Raw genomic sequence first — 14,740 nt, forward strand, 5'->3', positions numbered from 1 at the left:
TTACGGAACTGCCCAATTCCCACCCACCAAAACATTGTTTTCATAATAAAAATTAGCCTTGCGGTTGCCGTGAAAATCTAAATAAAGAAATTCAAGTTCGTAAACTGTACAAGAAACCACAGAAAAGTTTTTTTCAAAAGGATTGCTTTCATCGTCCGTGGGTTTTGTGATGGCAAAGTGCTCGTCATAACCTAAAGTGGGTTGGTCTGACTTTGTGTTTGGTGGTTCATTTGTCATGTAACCCAATCGTGCTTGTGGGCTTGTCGCTTTCCATCTATCATTTACTAATGCATTATTGCTATATATGGTTGCATATGCTTTCACAACAATTTGAACGCGTTGCCGTGCGTCGTAAAATAACAGTGAAATACGATTATCCTTAGTTAAATCATCATATTTTCTTGACCGGTTGTCGGTGTGAAAGAAAATGGTTTTTTGAACTTCGTCTACTTTCCTATTTACAACAATTCGTAACGCAGCGGCATTGTTTTCATCTATAGTTCCTACACACATGGTTCTAAAACCATTTTTTTTCTTAACAGATCCATTGACTAATTTTTTCCAAGCTAATGATTCTATACCCTGCAAATTGTATTCGGTGTCATTATAGGTGATAAATTCGTCATCTTGTTTTGTCATGGAAAGTATTTTTACGTGCTAGCGATTGAACTTGTACTATTGCTCAAAAGTACAAAAACTGTGTATAAACGAAATGTAAAATAAAATTGTTTTTAAGTTACCTTTATTATCAAGCAACGCGACTTTAACTATCCGCCAAGAATACAAGAAGCATCTAATAAAGAAACCTTTACGAAAAATAAATTTCAGATTCCTAACATTAGCTTTTGTTCAATCTACAATCAAAACTTTTAACTTATATTTGCAGATTAATCGACTGGGTTTGCGTGAGGGATAGCAGCGGCATCCTTTTGTGAATCTCGTTTTTTTAACGAGATTCACAAAAGATATAGCGAATAGCCCGACGGCTTTTTCTGCCGGCACGCCCATATTTCGATTACGCCCAACATGACATTATTGAAATTGATATTTAGATAGAATGAAACATATACGGAATTTTTGCATTATTGCACATATTGATCACGGGAAAAGTACGCTGGCGGATCGTTTACTTGGGGCTACTCAAACCGTTACCGCGAGGGAAGAAAAAGCACAGTTGCTAGACAATATGGATTTGGAGCGTGAACGCGGGATTACTATTAAGAGTCACGCGATCCAGATGGAATATACCTACAAAGGACAGGAATATATCCTGAATTTGATTGACACTCCAGGTCACGTGGATTTCTCTTATGAAGTTTCTCGATCTATTGCTGCTTGTGAAGGTGCACTTTTAATTGTTGATGCTGCTCAAAGCATACAAGCACAAACGATTTCCAATTTATATTTAGCTCTTGAAAACGATTTGGAAATTATCCCAATTCTAAATAAAGTAGATTTACCAAGTGCAAATCCTGAAGAAGTAAGCGATGACATTGTTGATTTATTAGGATGTAAATTAGAAGAAATTATTCATGCTTCAGGCAAAACAGGACTTGGTGTTGAAAATATTTTGGCTGCAATAATCGAAAGAATTCCGCCTCCAAAAGGAAATGTTGACGAACCACTACAGGCTTTAATTTTTGACTCTCACTATAATCCTTTTCGTGGTATTGAAGTTATTTTCCGTGTAAAAAACGGACAAATAAAAAAAGGCCAAAAGATTAAATTCATGGCCACTGGAAACGAATATTTTGCGGACGAAATTGGTACATTAAAACTAAATCAAGTTCCTAAAAATGTAATTTCAGCGGGTGATGTTGGGTATTTGATTTCTGGAATTAAAGAAGCCAAAGAAGTAAAAGTAGGAGATACGTTGACGGATGCAAAAACGCCAACAACAAATACAATTAAAGGTTTTGAAGATGTAAAACCAATGGTTTTTGCTGGAATTTATCCAGTTGATACCGAAGATTATGAAGAGTTGAGAAACTCAATGGAAAAACTACAGTTGAATGATGCCTCACTGGTGTTTTTACCGGAAAGTTCAGCAGCTTTGGGATTTGGTTTCCGTTGTGGATTCTTGGGAATGTTACACATGGAGATTATCCAAGAAAGATTAGAGCGCGAATTTAATATGACCGTTATTACAACAGTTCCTAACGTTTCATATCACGCTTTTACAAAGAAAGATCCAACTACAGTTTTGATAGTAAATAATCCATCGGATTTGCCTGAACCGTCGCGTTTAGACCACGTAGAAGAGCCTTTTATAAAAGCAACAATCATTACTAAATCTGATTATGTTGGGAATGTGATGAGTTTGTGTATCGAAAAACGAGGATTGATTACTAACCAAACCTATTTAACTACTGAACGAGTTGAATTGACTTTTGACATGCCTCTAGCTGAGATTGTATTTGATTTTTACGATCGTTTGAAAACGGTTTCAAAAGGTTACGCTTCCTTCGATTATACGCCAATTGGATTGCGAACTTCCAATTTAGTTAAAGTAGATATCTTATTAAATTCGACAATTGTGGATGCTTTGTCTTCGTTGATGCATGCCGATAACGCCTATCACATAGGTAAAAAAATGTGTGAGAAATTGAGAGAATTGATTCCGAGACAACAATTTGACATTCCGATTCAAGCTGCTATTGGGGTGAAAGTAATTTCGCGTGAAACAATTAAAGCCTTGCGTAAAGATGTTACTGCCAAATGTTATGGAGGAGATATTTCTCGTAAACGTAAATTATTAGAAAAACAGAAAAAAGGAAAGAAACGTATGAGACTTGTAGGGAATGTTGAGATTCCGCAAGAAGCGTTTATGGCTGTTTTGAAATTAAATGATTAATGCCATCCTAAATCCTTCTTAAAGTGAAGGACTTTAAAAATATTGAGAAACCTGATGATGTAAAAATTGTCAGGTTTTTTTGTTTAATTTTAAAAATCAACAAAACAACTCATCCTTTAGACCATTCAAAGCTTAAAATTCTATTCCTTTTTTTACTAACTTTGTTTTCATGGAAACTATTAAAATTAATGTTAATCAATTAATTGAAGCAGCAAAACAATTATCTCCGAAAGATCGTTTGAAACTCTACGATGCAATGTGGGATGATGATATGATTATTCCCGTTGAGCATCAAAGAATAGTTTTGGATAGAATAGCAAAATCCAAAACCAATCCTGAAAGATTGTTAGATTGGGATGAAGTATCAAAAACGCTTTAACTCGAGTTGAGTTATATTTTAAAAATAGATATTGATGCATTGAAAAACATTCAAGAAACTTCTGAATGGTATGAAATGCAATCTAAAGGTTTAGGGCTTCGTTATAAAACGCAGACCAAAAAACAAATCCAATCTTTAAAAAAAAACCCTTATCTTTTTTCTATTAAGTACAATCAAATTCGATGTAGGAAGATTGAAAAGTTCCCTTTTCTAATTCACTATTCAATAGATAAAGAGCAAAAAATTATTATTGTTTTTGCCGTTTTCCATACTTCGAGAAATCCTGAGATATGGAGAAAACAGGATAAAAAATAACAAACCCAATAACTTTAATTATTGGGTTTCTTGTTACTTATCGGTTAGTGTTTTCATAAACGTAACTATATCATTTTTTTCTTTTTCACTTATTTTTAAGTTGTCAAATGGAAGTGTTTGGTGTTCTAAATTCATTCCGATTCCGTTACCGCCGCCTAATTCGTAAAACTTTACCACTTCGTCTAATGTTTTGTAAACACCATTATGCATGTATGGTGCTGTTTTTTCGATATTTCTAATGGTTGGGGTTTTGAAAGCAAATCGGAATTGTTCAATTTGATTCGTGTTGTATCGTCCTAAATCTTCATCGACAACGGCTGTTTTCCAATTAACCGATTTTGGAACTCCAATTACTTCCGACTCCGAAATAGAAAACCAAGGCGGTATTGTGCCATTATAAAGCGGAACGAAATGGCAAGTGGCGCATTTTGCTTTACCAGTAAATAAATTAAATCCGTTTTCTTCTTCGATCGTCAATGATTCTTTTCCTTTAAAATAACCATCAATTTTAGAGTTAAAAGGCATTAAACTTCGCACATAAGTTGCTATTGCATTTCTGATTTCAAAAGGAGTAAGCTCTTTTTTATTTGGAAATGATTTTGCTAATAATGATCTGTATTCTTGATTACTTGTTATTTGTTTTGTGATTTCTGTGGATGACAAATCAAATTCTTTTTTGTTTGTCATCACTTCCTCAATTTGATTTTCTAAATCTTGAGATCGTAAATCATAGAAAAAAGCCCGTTGAAATCCGGCATAATATAACGTTGGCGCGTTTCTATCCACAGAAACATTATGAACATTGCTATTAGAAAACTGTAATCCGTCAGTAAAGGCTTTTTCAGCGTTATGACAAGTGGCACAACTTATCGAGTTATTCTTAGACAAATTAACATCGCTAAAAAGTTTTTTTCCTAATTTAATTTTAGCGGGATTTGAATGAGAATCAGCATAAGGAGAAAAGGCATCTGGATTAAGACCTTTTCCCTGCATTAAATCAGCCAATGTCCCGTCAAATGGTTTAATCATTTTTGGGCTGTCTTTTAAATAATCTTTAAAAATAACGGCTACTTCTTCGCTTAAAGGCATTAGATAGTTTTTGATAAAAACTAACCGATTAAAAGTATCATAGTCTTGATTCTTATCTAAATAATTTTGACTATCGTCGAATAATTTTGAGATTTTTTCACCATTTTTGATGTGGTTTATTTTACAAAAATGCATTATATTTTCCTGAATACCAGAGAGAGAATATTGAGTTTCGTGTATGGATTCAAACGCTACGGGAGAATCAAAACCAGTGATTCCCATTGTTGCATTTCGGATAATTTGATGTTGCAAAAGTTCATACAAATGATGGTTTTGAATGGGTAAATCCCTTAAGTTTTTTCTAACAAATAATAAATCTGTTTTTAATATTGCCACATGAGATTTTAATGCCGCTGTGTCAATAGGTTTGTTGCTATAAATCAATTCTTCAATAACCTGAAAACCAGTTGCTTCATTTACAACATTATCATCAATTTTTACATCTGGAAGAGCGGGTCCATTAATTCTTCTGCTGAAACCTTGAAAATAGTACTCCACAAAAGGCTCTACTTTTTTATACATTTTTCTGCTAGAAATAAAATTCTTTTTTGCAACCGCTATATTTTTACTTTGAGATATAGCGTTCAAAGATTCATTTAACGAATCTAGTTGCTTTTCTACAATTGATTTCATAGTGACTTCAACAGTTTCGTAAGATTCTTTTTCTTTGCAGGAAATAGTTATTATCAACAAAAGTGCTAAACTAAATTTAAAAAATTTCATAGTATTTCAAATTTAATAACACCTTACCAAAAAAAATGATAAGGTGTTATTGTAAATTATTATTCTTTATTTAGCTAAATTATCTAGGAACATTTTTTAAGATAATGGTTTGACCACCAGATTTGTATGGTTGTATCGAAGCCGCTTTACTAGGATTCAAAAACTTATCTCCTTCAACCCACGTATGAGCGTGAATGTTCAATAAAAATGTTCCAGGAATACCAATGTTATCTGAGATATCAGTCATTGCTCCAAATTCCCAAACACCCTTTTTAAGTTGGTTAGGTCCCACTGGATTGTATTTAGAATTTAACATTTCTGTATCCCCATTTCTCATATTCATAAACGGCACCTTTTTTCCGGTTGCAATATTGTATTGCCAAATATAAGAATCATGTGTAGCTTCTGGAAAAAATGAATCTCCATCTTCTTGAATGTATACATAGTTTTCAGTTACACAAACGTTATCTGGATTGATAACATCCATCCCTTTTACATTTGCACCAGCTGGCGAAATATCTCCATCAGCTACAATTTTCAGTTTTCCAATTAAAGGATTTGTAGCATCTAATCTTAGTTGATACATTCTACCCATATAGGTTTTTTCAGAACTTCCACTAATACCTGTAGCAACAAAATATAGCTCTCTGTTGTTTGCAGCAGAACCTTTACGGTAATCCAAATCCTCTACTCGGGCAAACTGAATTGATTTTAAAGTGCTGTTTAAGTTTTCGATTTCTGGACCTGTTAGATTCTTAGCGTTGGGAACTTCTACAAATTCAACGTTATAATCGTTGTTCCAAGTCATAGCAGTTTCGATTTGGTTCAAATCTGTTCTTCTCAAAACATACAATTTCCCATTTTCTAAATCGCCAACGGTGTTTGAAACATATAAATATACTTGCCCATTCCCTGAATCTTCACCTGCAATAATTACTGTTTTTCCAGGATAAGCATTTTTATTTAATGGTACATAATTCTCAGCACTCATTTTACCTAAAGCAGGTTTTGTTCTGCTATTGTTAGAAGGATCTGCAGCTGCAATTGGGTCAATTGCATGACACATTGCGTTGACATTAGACTCTCCAGCCGTTAAAAATAATGGTCCAAATCCATGCTCTGCAGGTGTTGCCATAGTAGCAGAACATAATCTAAAACCACCGCCATTAGAATCTACAATGTAATCCCCTTTTACAATATTTAGTTTTTTGTCTAAATATAATCTAGATACTGCCCATGTGTTTTCATGATTATTTACCATGATGAAACCACCATTTTGCGGATCATTTATAAAACCTTGACCATCTGGAGCTCCACCGTAAACCATATTGCTTGTGTTTGCGATAGGATCTTCACTACTTACTAATGTGTAAACACCAACTCCTGAAAATTCAGAAAACGTTTTTGCCAACGCAGGAGTAATAGAGCGATTTTTAAATTCTACAGCATTGGCTACCGAGTCAACACTATCTTCGTCTTGGTTGCATGATACTATAACCGCTGAAAGGATTAGCGCGCTAATAAAATAACAATTTCTCATTTTTTTGATTTTTTAGATTTCTTGTACAAATGTAAAAGGGAACTCATTATCAAAAATTATCTTAAAGTTAATGATAGATTACTAAATTAGAAAGAAGCGTCTGCAGTATAAAATGTCAAAAATTTTGCACTCTCACTGCCTTTCGAGACTAAAATACTTTAAATAGAATTCAAGAAAAACATCAAGATTTAATGTTAATGTGATGTTAAAGTAAATTTATTGCAAATCTCATCCTTACAGCTAAAAGTGCTTATTCTAAAATTGATATTAAAAAAGCAGCTGAAGCGTATATTAAAAATAATAATATTTTATTCTAGTATATTCCTCGTCGCAAAATCTTTTTTTCTTGTAAACATTGAAATTCGTTATAAAAAATTTAAAATTAGTTACATTATTTGATGAATTGCAAACAACAAGGAATCCTTTATTAAGATAAAAAACAAGAAAGTAAATGGCAGAAGTTATTGAGTTTTTATTTTTGCATTTCTTCCAACAACCGCATCACATCTTCCTTTTTAAAAAGTTGCGTTCCGTCATTCATTGTAGCTGCAGTTCCGCAACAAACACCTATTTCAATTACTTCTTTTAAAGTTTTATTTTGTGATAAAGCCCAAACCATGCCGCCAACCATGCTATCACCAGCGCCAACGGTACTTTTCTTTTCTACTTGCGGAGCTTTTACTAAATGAGTTTCGTCTTTTGAAATTAAAATAGCGCCGTCAGCTCCAAGAGAAACTACCACAATTTCTGTACTTCCATTTTCGATTAATTTATTAGCTGCTTTTTCGACCTCTGCTATTTCCAAATGATCAACACCAATTAGTTTTGCCAATTCACCAATATTTGGTTTGATTAAATAAACGCCTGTTTCTAGCACTTTTTTTAACGCTTCGCCAGAAGTATCAATAACTACTTTTATATTAGATTGTTTTGCAATTGCTGCAATTTTTTGATAAAAATCAGTTTCTAAGCCTTCATTTAAACTGCCGCTTATAACTAAATAATCAGTTGCTACACTTTTTATGCTTTGCAGTATTTGCTGCTTTTCGGTGGCTGAAAATTCATTTCCCGGAAACCCGAATCGATATTGTGATTTAGAATCGTTTTCAAAAGCTATAAAATTTTCTCTGGTCCAATTTTTAGTTTTGATAACAGTGTTTTCCATCTTTTGCTCCTCCAGTAATTGTTCCAGCATTTCGCCCGTTGATCCCCCAGAAGTAAAAATACAAGTAGAATTCCCTCCTAATTTCGCTATTGCTTTTGAAACATTAATACCGCCGCCGCCTGCATCATATCTTGGCACTCCACATCGAATTTTTTGCTCCGCAACCAGTCCTGTAAAATTTGTCGATTTATCCAATGAAGGATTTATGGTTAGGGTTGTAATTTTATTGTTTTTCATGGTTGTTTCTTTTAAAAATAAAGATAAAATAAAAGCTTTGGTTCTACCGAAAATTTTAAATCTAATTTTAGTGTTGTATTCCTGCATTTTTAGATTAATTCAAAAACACCACGAGCCGTCGAGTCTTTGTGGCAAACAAAAACACTTCCAGTCTTTACGGCAAACAAAAATCCTTCGTACCTTTGTAACATGATAGAAGATAAAAACCCGCAACGCACGAGTATCGCTCAATTAGGCGAATTTGGACTGATAGATCATTTGACGAAAAATTTTACAATTAATCAAGATTCCACAATAAAAGGAATTGGAGATGATGCTGCAGTTTTAGATTTTAAAGACAAAAAAGTAGTGGTTTCAACTGATTTATTGATTGAAGGCGTACACTTTGATTTGGCATACATGCCTTTAAAACATTTAGGATACAAAGCAGTTATAGTAAACATCTCTGATATTTGCGCCATGAATGCCAAAGCGACGCAAATCACGGTCTCAGTTGCAGTTTCTAATCGATTCCCACTAGAGGCGTTAGATGAATTATTTGCGGGAATCACGCACGCAGCAATTGAATATAACGTTGATGTTATTGGCGGCGACACCACCTCATCTCAAAAAGGATTGATCATTAGTATTACCGCAATTGGCGAAGCTAATGAAGATGAAATTGTTTACAGAAACGGTGCTAAAGAAACTGATTTGTTAGTTGTAACCGGTGATATTGGTGCTGCCTACATGGGGTTACAAGTTTTAGAGCGAGAAAAACAAGTGTTTCAAGTTAACCCAAATTCTCAACCTGATTTAGATGCTTACACGTATTTAATAGAACGTCAATTAAAACCAGAAGCTCGAAAAGATGTGCGAACTTTATTGCACGCTTTAGAAATAAAACCTACGTCAATGATTGATATTTCTGATGGATTGTCATCGGAAATTATGCATTTGTGCAAACAATCTAAAGTTGGTTGTAATTTATACGAAGACAAATTACCAATCGATCCGCAGTTTATCAATGTATGCGAAGAATTCAATATTGATAGCACAACTGTAGCAATAAATGGCGGCGAAGATTATGAGCTGCTTTTCACCATTGCGATGGAAGATTTTGAAAAAATAAAAGGAAATCCAAATTTTACCATTATTGGTCACATGACCCAAGAAAGTGAAGGAATTCATTTAGTTACTCGAGCCAACACTAAAATTGCTCTCAAAGCTCGTGGATGGAATGCTTTGAGTGAGTAAAAATTACTATAAAAACAAAAACGACATTTATCAAAATGTCGTTTTTTGTTTTATGGTTATAAAAAGAAACATTAAAATAGTAAGCCTTTATTTTTAGCTTCACGAACTAATTCGCTATCACTTTCTTGACTAATATTTAATAATTCCTTCAAATTTACTTTCCTTTGTTTTATTGCACTTATTGATATAGGAATGTACTTTGTCATATCACTTAGAGCCGTTCCTTTGGACAAATGAAATAATATTAACTTATCAAACTGATCTATTTCGATTTTATCCGCTTCAGATTGTGCTAACATTTTTAATACCGATTCACTATAATAATTCTTCGAATTGATCACTTTATCAAATGCAAAAATAAGTTCGTCAAAGGTTAAATCATTTTTAATCACTAATCCTGCAGGATTGATTGTTTTAATGATTGTCTTTATTTTTAATAATTCAGTGAACATGGTTAGCAAAATAATTTTACAATTAGGCATGTACTGCGCTATTAATTTAGCTAAATCTTCACCCGAAAAAATGTTCTCTTCTTCGTAAGCAGGCATACTGATATCTAAAAAAGCAATATCAAAAGGCGTCGCATTGGGCTCTGTAATTAATCGGTATCCTGATTCACAATCTTGTCCTTGACTAATATCAAACTTAAATTCGTCAGGAAGGTAACGCGTAATTGCGTTCTTATATCCCTCAATAATAAATCGGTGATCATCTACGATTAATATTTTTTTATGAGTAACTACTTTATTATTCAAATTAACAGCATTTTCTTCTGAATTATTTATGTCCATTGTATTGGTATTGTCACTGTAATAATTGTTCCTTCTCCTTTTTTCGAATTGATCTCCACTTGCCCTTGACATTCATTAGTTCGAAAAAGAATATTTTGTATACCAATTCCTTTTTTTACCGTTTTAAAGTTAAATCCTATACCATCATCTGAAACATTTAAAATTAGATTGTTTTGTTCCTTTTTTAGGTCAATTTTTATATGAGCAGAATTAGCATATTTATTGCTGTTTTGCAATGCTTCCTGAATAATACGATATAAATTTATTTTTATCGAATTGCTGATTTTTTCCCATTTTATATTAGAGTCAATGTTCGAATTAAATATAGAATGAAAGGTCTTTTTTTGCTCCTCAAATAAATTATCAACGATTGCGACGAAGTTATTAATTAATTCCGATTTTTCTCTACTAAGATCATGAGAAATTTCGCGAATGTCTTGTTCGATGTCTTTTAACTCGTTCAAATAAACGTCTCGTTGAATAATAGAAAGGTCATCTTGAAAACCTTTAAGTCCATCTAGATTCATACGAACACCAAACATTCGTCCTAAAACGCCATCATGTAATTCTCTGGCGACTCTATTTTTCTCTTGAATTCTATTGACTTCGATTGAATTTTGCTGCGAGATCATTAAATTATAGATTTCAGCATTAGCAACTTGCTGTTGCTGCTTAAACAATAATTCTCTATTTTTTACTTTTTGAGCTTTTACAACAAAAATAAATAAAACTAAAATTCCCAAACCACTGAAAATAAAAATCAGATTTCTATTTTGAGTTAATAAATCAGTATTTTCATTTTTTATTTGATCCGTTTCATATTCTATACGAGTAAACTTTTCTCCCATTTTACGTTCCGCCTTTTGAAGGCTATCGTTAATATGAATGTATTTTTTCGAATACTTAGCGGCTTTTTGCGGTTCTAAAATAGACAATCGCTTTAGTGCTAATAAAACACTTCTGTAGTTTTTTGAAGCTATAGATTGATTGAGTGCCTCTCGCAGATATTGTAGCGATTTTATAGAATCATTTCTTTTTAGGAAATATTCTGACAAACGCATTTTACTTACAATAATTCCCGACGTTAATTTCAAACTTTCACGAAGTTTTAGCGATTGATAAAACTGTTCTGGCAAACCATTAAAATCTCCAGTTTTAAATTTAGAATAAGCTAAATTATCTAGGAGCATTGCGTATAAAACTGGTTTATCTGTTTTTAAATTTTTTTGGTTTATGCCTTCTCTAAAATATTTTATAGATTCATTGTACTGATTCTTATTTTGATACACATAGCCCGCATTATTTAGCGATTCCGCTCTAGCTTGAAAAACTGAAGGAATTGCTTTATCGTCAATACTACTTAAAGCTTTGGCGTGATATTCAATAGCTCTATCATAATCTCCTACTTCATTTTGAATTAGTCCTAATAAATTATAAGAATTATATACAAGTTCACTGGTTCTTTCAGATCTTACTGCCCGTAATGCATTAATAACAGCGATTTCACTTCCAAGAAAATCACCCTCATTAAATTGTAATAATGCTTTGCTAAATCTAGTCTTAGCAACATTTTTAGTATCACCTTTATTCACAAAAATTTTTTCAGCTTTAAAATAGTATAGAAATGCACTATCCGAAAGAGACTGCGTAACATAGTAATCGCCTAAATAAGTGAAAGCTTTTGCTTTACCTAAAGAATCATTCATTTCCTCAGATTTTTCAACCAGAAGATTGACAATATTTCTGAATTGAATCCAATTGCTCATATTATAGTACCGATTTGCTACTTTAAATAAATTGAGTTGGTTTAAAGAATCATTTGGTTGATCCATTATAATTATGAAAGCTTTTCTATTGAGTTGTTCACGCCTCTCTAATGACAAATTAAAATCGTTTGCCATTGATAAATAAGATGAAAGACTGTCTTTGGTCTCTTTTTTAATTCTTCCAAAATTCTCTTTTTCGTTACACGAAAAAAAAAATAGCGAAATAAGCAAAATTAATTGATAATTTTTTTTCAATAGTTCTGTAGAATAATAACAAAAATAGCAAAACTAATCACAATAAAAAAGGCTGTCAATAAAATTGACAGCCTAAAGCTAATTTTTTTTCAATATTATTATTATTCATCTACTTTTTTATTTCCTCCAGCAGATCCTGCACCAATTATATCAACTTTTTTATTTCCTCCAGCGGATCCAGCACCAATTATATCAACTTTCTTATTTCCTCCAGCGGATCCAGCTCCGATAATATCTACTTTTTTATTTCCTCCAGCAGATCCAGCCCCAATAATTTCAACATTTCCATTACCATCTATTTTTACAGTTGGTTCTGTATCAGGAGTTGTAAAAGAAGTTAGTACCATTACTAGAGAGAATAAACCGGCTGTTAAGATTACTTTTTTCATAATTTGGTTATTGTTAGATTTATAAAGTTTGTTTTTTAGAATCAAGTTAGCTTTGATTTCTGAGATAAAACTACAGATAGAAAAATACTTACAGAAGTTAAAAACCCTTTATATGGTAGAACATAGCCATGTGGTAGTAAATGGCGGTCAAATTATGGTAGATGGAATATTTTATATTTCTAGGTAATTCCCATTTGCAAAATCAGCAATTATAAGATCTATATTATTCTTATAAGATCTTGAAAATGGCAGTTTTAACGCGCTGTTCTTGATGAAACATACTGAATTACCTGTGTGAATTCGGGCAATATAGTTGCGATTGATTATAAAACTATTGTGAATTCTAATAAAAGGATTTGAAAGTGATTTCTCAAAATGTTTTAACGTTTTAAACGCTGTTATCATTTCACCAGTACAAAGATGAATATCTGTTGAATTATTGTCAGCTTTCAAATAACAAATGTCTCTTGTATCAATATATCGATAATCACCATACGATTTTATACACAATATAAGGGAGTCCTGATCTACTATTCTTGGACAATGATCTGTGGTTTCCTGATTTTCAGTAATTACTGTTGCCACCAATGGTGCTGCTTGTATATTGAAATTAGACTTATTTATTTTCAAAATCATTTTGACCAAGTCAATTTTGTTTATTGGCTTTAGGATATAATCATTAACTCCATATTGAATTGCATCAAAGGCTAAATGTTTCTTTTTGGTTGTAACAATAATTTTGGGAAGTACTTGTAAATAGCGATGCAATTCATTTATTAAAGAAAGCGAAAGATTGCTGGATACATTAATTGGGTCAATCTCTAAAAAGATTATATCTGGGCGATATTCTAGTGCAAAGTTTAAACCATCGGAGTAATTTGTTGCGGATGTTATGTAAGTTAGTTCAACAATGCTGTCAGCAGCTTTTTTTGTCATCAAAACACCCTCTTGATCATCATCAATAATAATATACGAATAATTCATCAATGGTTTTTTGCTGAAACTGTTAATCGTAAATAAATTAAATATCCCAAATAGTATTATAATGGATAGTCAATAAACTTCGTTGGTTTAGTTAAGTGCTTGAAAATAAACTAATTTAAGAATGCAACAACCCTATTTTTCATTTAAAAATAGACAATTGTATATTTTGCTCATGGGGTTGTTAATATATTTGTAAAAAATGTTAAAACATTGGGATTAAAAGCAAATATATCCGCTGATCAACATAGATTTTAAGTTAACAGATTACGCAATATTATAAATTTTTAGCTAAAATAGTATTTATTGTGAATATTGTTGTTAATGAAAAATTTGTAAATAAAATTAAAAATCTATTAGGAAAAGCTCTCGAACTATTTTCCTTGTCAAATAATTAAACTTACGGGTAAAAATAGTATTAAATAAAATTAAATTAAAAACGCTAAATCTTACAAATTAATCCTGCTTTTATCAAAAAAGTCTATGAAAAAACTATTTATTGTACTGTGTTTATCTTCTTTTCTAATTGGTTTTAGCCAGCAAAAGGATACGACTGATTTCAAAAGAAATGAATTAAAAGGAAATACATTGTTTTTAATACTAGGAAATTTTGAAGCTTCATATGAACGCATTCTATCTAAAGAATCAGGTATTGGAGTTGCGATTAGTAAACCTTTTGATAAAGACCAGTGGAACATCAATTATGCGTTAACGGCCTATTATCGTTATTATTTTGGAAAAAAAGTAGCTGCTGGATTTTTTGTAGAGCGATTCAGTATGATCAATACAGGAATTTCACATGTATCGTATAGATCGGACAATAATGGTAATTTAATAATTATAGACAAAGATCGTTTTACAGATTTTGCCCTTGGTTTTGGTTTAGGTTCGAAATGGGTTCATAAAAGAGGATTTACCTTTGAAATTAATGCTGGTATAGGGCGCAACTTATTTAGTGATGAAAGTCCCGAGGTTGTTGGACGAGGCGGGATAACTTTAGGTTATAGATTTTAATTTTTT

The 14,740-nt window shown here is 32.3% G+C and carries 13 protein-coding genes; 5 read left to right on the forward strand and 8 right to left on the reverse strand.

Annotation, left to right across the window (positions count from 1 at the left end; translation table 11 throughout):
• Complete coding sequence (locus BUB42_RS01615) at positions 1-639, reverse strand: pyridoxamine 5'-phosphate oxidase family protein (protein ID WP_073016527.1); 639 nt, start codon at positions 637-639, stop codon at positions 1-3.
• A 418-nt stretch (positions 640-1,057) separates the two neighbouring features.
• Here BUB42_RS01615 and lepA point away from each other — a divergent pair, with 418 nt between their 5' ends.
• The 3 genes from lepA to BUB42_RS01630 all read left to right on the forward strand — a co-directional run bounded on the left by lepA (position 1,058) and on the right by BUB42_RS01630 (position 3,548).
• On the forward strand, positions 1,058-2,854 hold the full coding sequence (lepA, locus tag BUB42_RS01620) for a translation elongation factor 4 (RefSeq protein ID WP_073016528.1): 1,797 nt from the start codon (positions 1,058-1,060) through the stop codon (positions 2,852-2,854).
• A gap of 169 nt (positions 2,855-3,023) precedes the next feature.
• The gene (locus BUB42_RS01625) at positions 3,024-3,233 is read left to right on the forward strand and encodes an addiction module protein (protein ID WP_073016530.1); all 210 of its coding nucleotides are present in this window, start codon (positions 3,024-3,026) and stop codon (positions 3,231-3,233) included.
• A gap of 39 nt (positions 3,234-3,272) precedes the next feature.
• On the forward strand, positions 3,273-3,548 hold the full coding sequence (locus BUB42_RS01630) for a type II toxin-antitoxin system RelE/ParE family toxin (protein ID WP_139257248.1): 276 nt from the start codon (positions 3,273-3,275) through the stop codon (positions 3,546-3,548).
• Between the two features lie 33 nt (positions 3,549-3,581).
• Here the strand turns inward: BUB42_RS01630 and BUB42_RS01635 are convergent, their stop codons facing one another.
• From BUB42_RS01635 to BUB42_RS01645, 3 genes are all read right to left on the reverse strand, one after another.
• Positions 3,582-5,360: a cytochrome c peroxidase gene (locus BUB42_RS01635; RefSeq protein WP_073016533.1), complete on the reverse strand. Its 1,779-nt coding sequence runs from the start codon at positions 5,358-5,360 to the stop codon at positions 3,582-3,584.
• Positions 5,361-5,439: 79 nt separating this feature from the next.
• The gene (locus tag BUB42_RS01640; RefSeq protein ID WP_073016535.1) at positions 5,440-6,900 is read right to left on the reverse strand and encodes a PhoX family protein; all 1,461 of its coding nucleotides are present in this window, start codon (positions 6,898-6,900) and stop codon (positions 5,440-5,442) included.
• Positions 6,901-7,372: 472 nt separating this feature from the next.
• On the reverse strand, positions 7,373-8,302 hold the full coding sequence (locus BUB42_RS01645; protein ID WP_073016758.1) for a 1-phosphofructokinase family hexose kinase: 930 nt from the start codon (positions 8,300-8,302) through the stop codon (positions 7,373-7,375).
• Between the two features lie 189 nt (positions 8,303-8,491).
• Between BUB42_RS01645 and thiL the strand changes: the two genes are divergently transcribed.
• A complete protein-coding gene (gene thiL / locus BUB42_RS01650; RefSeq protein ID WP_073016537.1) occupies positions 8,492-9,538 on the forward strand; it encodes a thiamine-phosphate kinase in 1,047 nt (348 codons plus the stop codon).
• A gap of 71 nt (positions 9,539-9,609) precedes the next feature.
• Here thiL and BUB42_RS01655 read toward each other — a convergent pair whose 3' ends face one another.
• From BUB42_RS01655 to BUB42_RS01670, 4 genes are all read right to left on the reverse strand, one after another.
• Positions 9,610-10,329, reverse strand: coding sequence for a response regulator (locus tag BUB42_RS01655; RefSeq protein WP_073016539.1), 720 nt, complete (start codon positions 10,327-10,329; stop codon positions 9,610-9,612).
• Complete coding sequence (locus BUB42_RS01660; protein WP_244533856.1) at positions 10,320-12,230, reverse strand: ATP-binding protein; 1,911 nt, start codon at positions 12,228-12,230, stop codon at positions 10,320-10,322. The genes BUB42_RS01655 and BUB42_RS01660 overlap by 10 nt, the downstream gene beginning before the upstream one ends.
• Before the next feature lie 221 nt (positions 12,231-12,451).
• Positions 12,452-12,739, reverse strand: a complete 288-nt coding sequence (locus tag BUB42_RS01665; protein ID WP_073016760.1) for a 3-oxoacyl-ACP reductase — start codon at positions 12,737-12,739, stop codon at positions 12,452-12,454.
• Positions 12,740-12,910: 171 nt separating this feature from the next.
• Entirely contained in the window at positions 12,911-13,723 is an 813-nt protein-coding gene (locus BUB42_RS01670) for a LytR/AlgR family response regulator transcription factor (RefSeq protein WP_073016543.1), read from the reverse strand.
• A 480-nt stretch (positions 13,724-14,203) separates the two neighbouring features.
• Here BUB42_RS01670 and BUB42_RS01675 point away from each other — a divergent pair, with 480 nt between their 5' ends.
• Positions 14,204-14,734: a DUF3575 domain-containing protein gene (locus BUB42_RS01675; protein WP_073016544.1), complete on the forward strand. Its 531-nt coding sequence runs from the start codon at positions 14,204-14,206 to the stop codon at positions 14,732-14,734.
• Positions 14,735-14,740 lie beyond the last annotated feature (6 nt).

The organism is Flavobacterium micromati, assembly GCF_900129585.1.
GTDB classification, from domain to species: domain Bacteria; phylum Bacteroidota; class Bacteroidia; order Flavobacteriales; family Flavobacteriaceae; genus Flavobacterium; species Flavobacterium micromati.

Coding starts and splice junctions, on each gene's coding strand:
- BUB42_RS01615 (WP_073016527.1), bottom strand. CDS start 639: ATGACAAAACAAGATGACGAATTTATCACCTATAATGACACCGAATAC.
- lepA (WP_073016528.1), top strand. CDS start 1,058: ATGAAACATATACGGAATTTTTGCATTATTGCACATATTGATCACGGG.
- BUB42_RS01625 (WP_073016530.1), top strand. CDS start 3,024: ATGGAAACTATTAAAATTAATGTTAATCAATTAATTGAAGCAGCAAAA.
- BUB42_RS01635 (WP_073016533.1), bottom strand. CDS start 5,360: ATGAAATTTTTTAAATTTAGTTTAGCACTTTTGTTGATAATAACTATT.
- BUB42_RS01640 (WP_073016535.1), bottom strand. CDS start 6,900: ATGAGAAATTGTTATTTTATTAGCGCGCTAATCCTTTCAGCGGTTATA.
- BUB42_RS01645 (WP_073016758.1), bottom strand. CDS start 8,302: ATGAAAAACAATAAAATTACAACCCTAACCATAAATCCTTCATTGGAT.
- thiL (WP_073016537.1), top strand. CDS start 8,492: ATGATAGAAGATAAAAACCCGCAACGCACGAGTATCGCTCAATTAGGC.
- BUB42_RS01655 (WP_073016539.1), bottom strand. CDS start 10,329: ATGGACATAAATAATTCAGAAGAAAATGCTGTTAATTTGAATAATAAA.
- BUB42_RS01660 (WP_244533856.1), bottom strand. CDS start 12,230: ATGGCAAACGATTTTAATTTGTCATTAGAGAGGCGTGAACAACTCAAT.
- BUB42_RS01665 (WP_073016760.1), bottom strand. CDS start 12,739: ATGAAAAAAGTAATCTTAACAGCCGGTTTATTCTCTCTAGTAATGGTA.
- BUB42_RS01670 (WP_073016543.1), bottom strand. CDS start 13,723: ATGAATTATTCGTATATTATTATTGATGATGATCAAGAGGGTGTTTTG.
- BUB42_RS01675 (WP_073016544.1), top strand. CDS start 14,204: ATGAAAAAACTATTTATTGTACTGTGTTTATCTTCTTTTCTAATTGGT.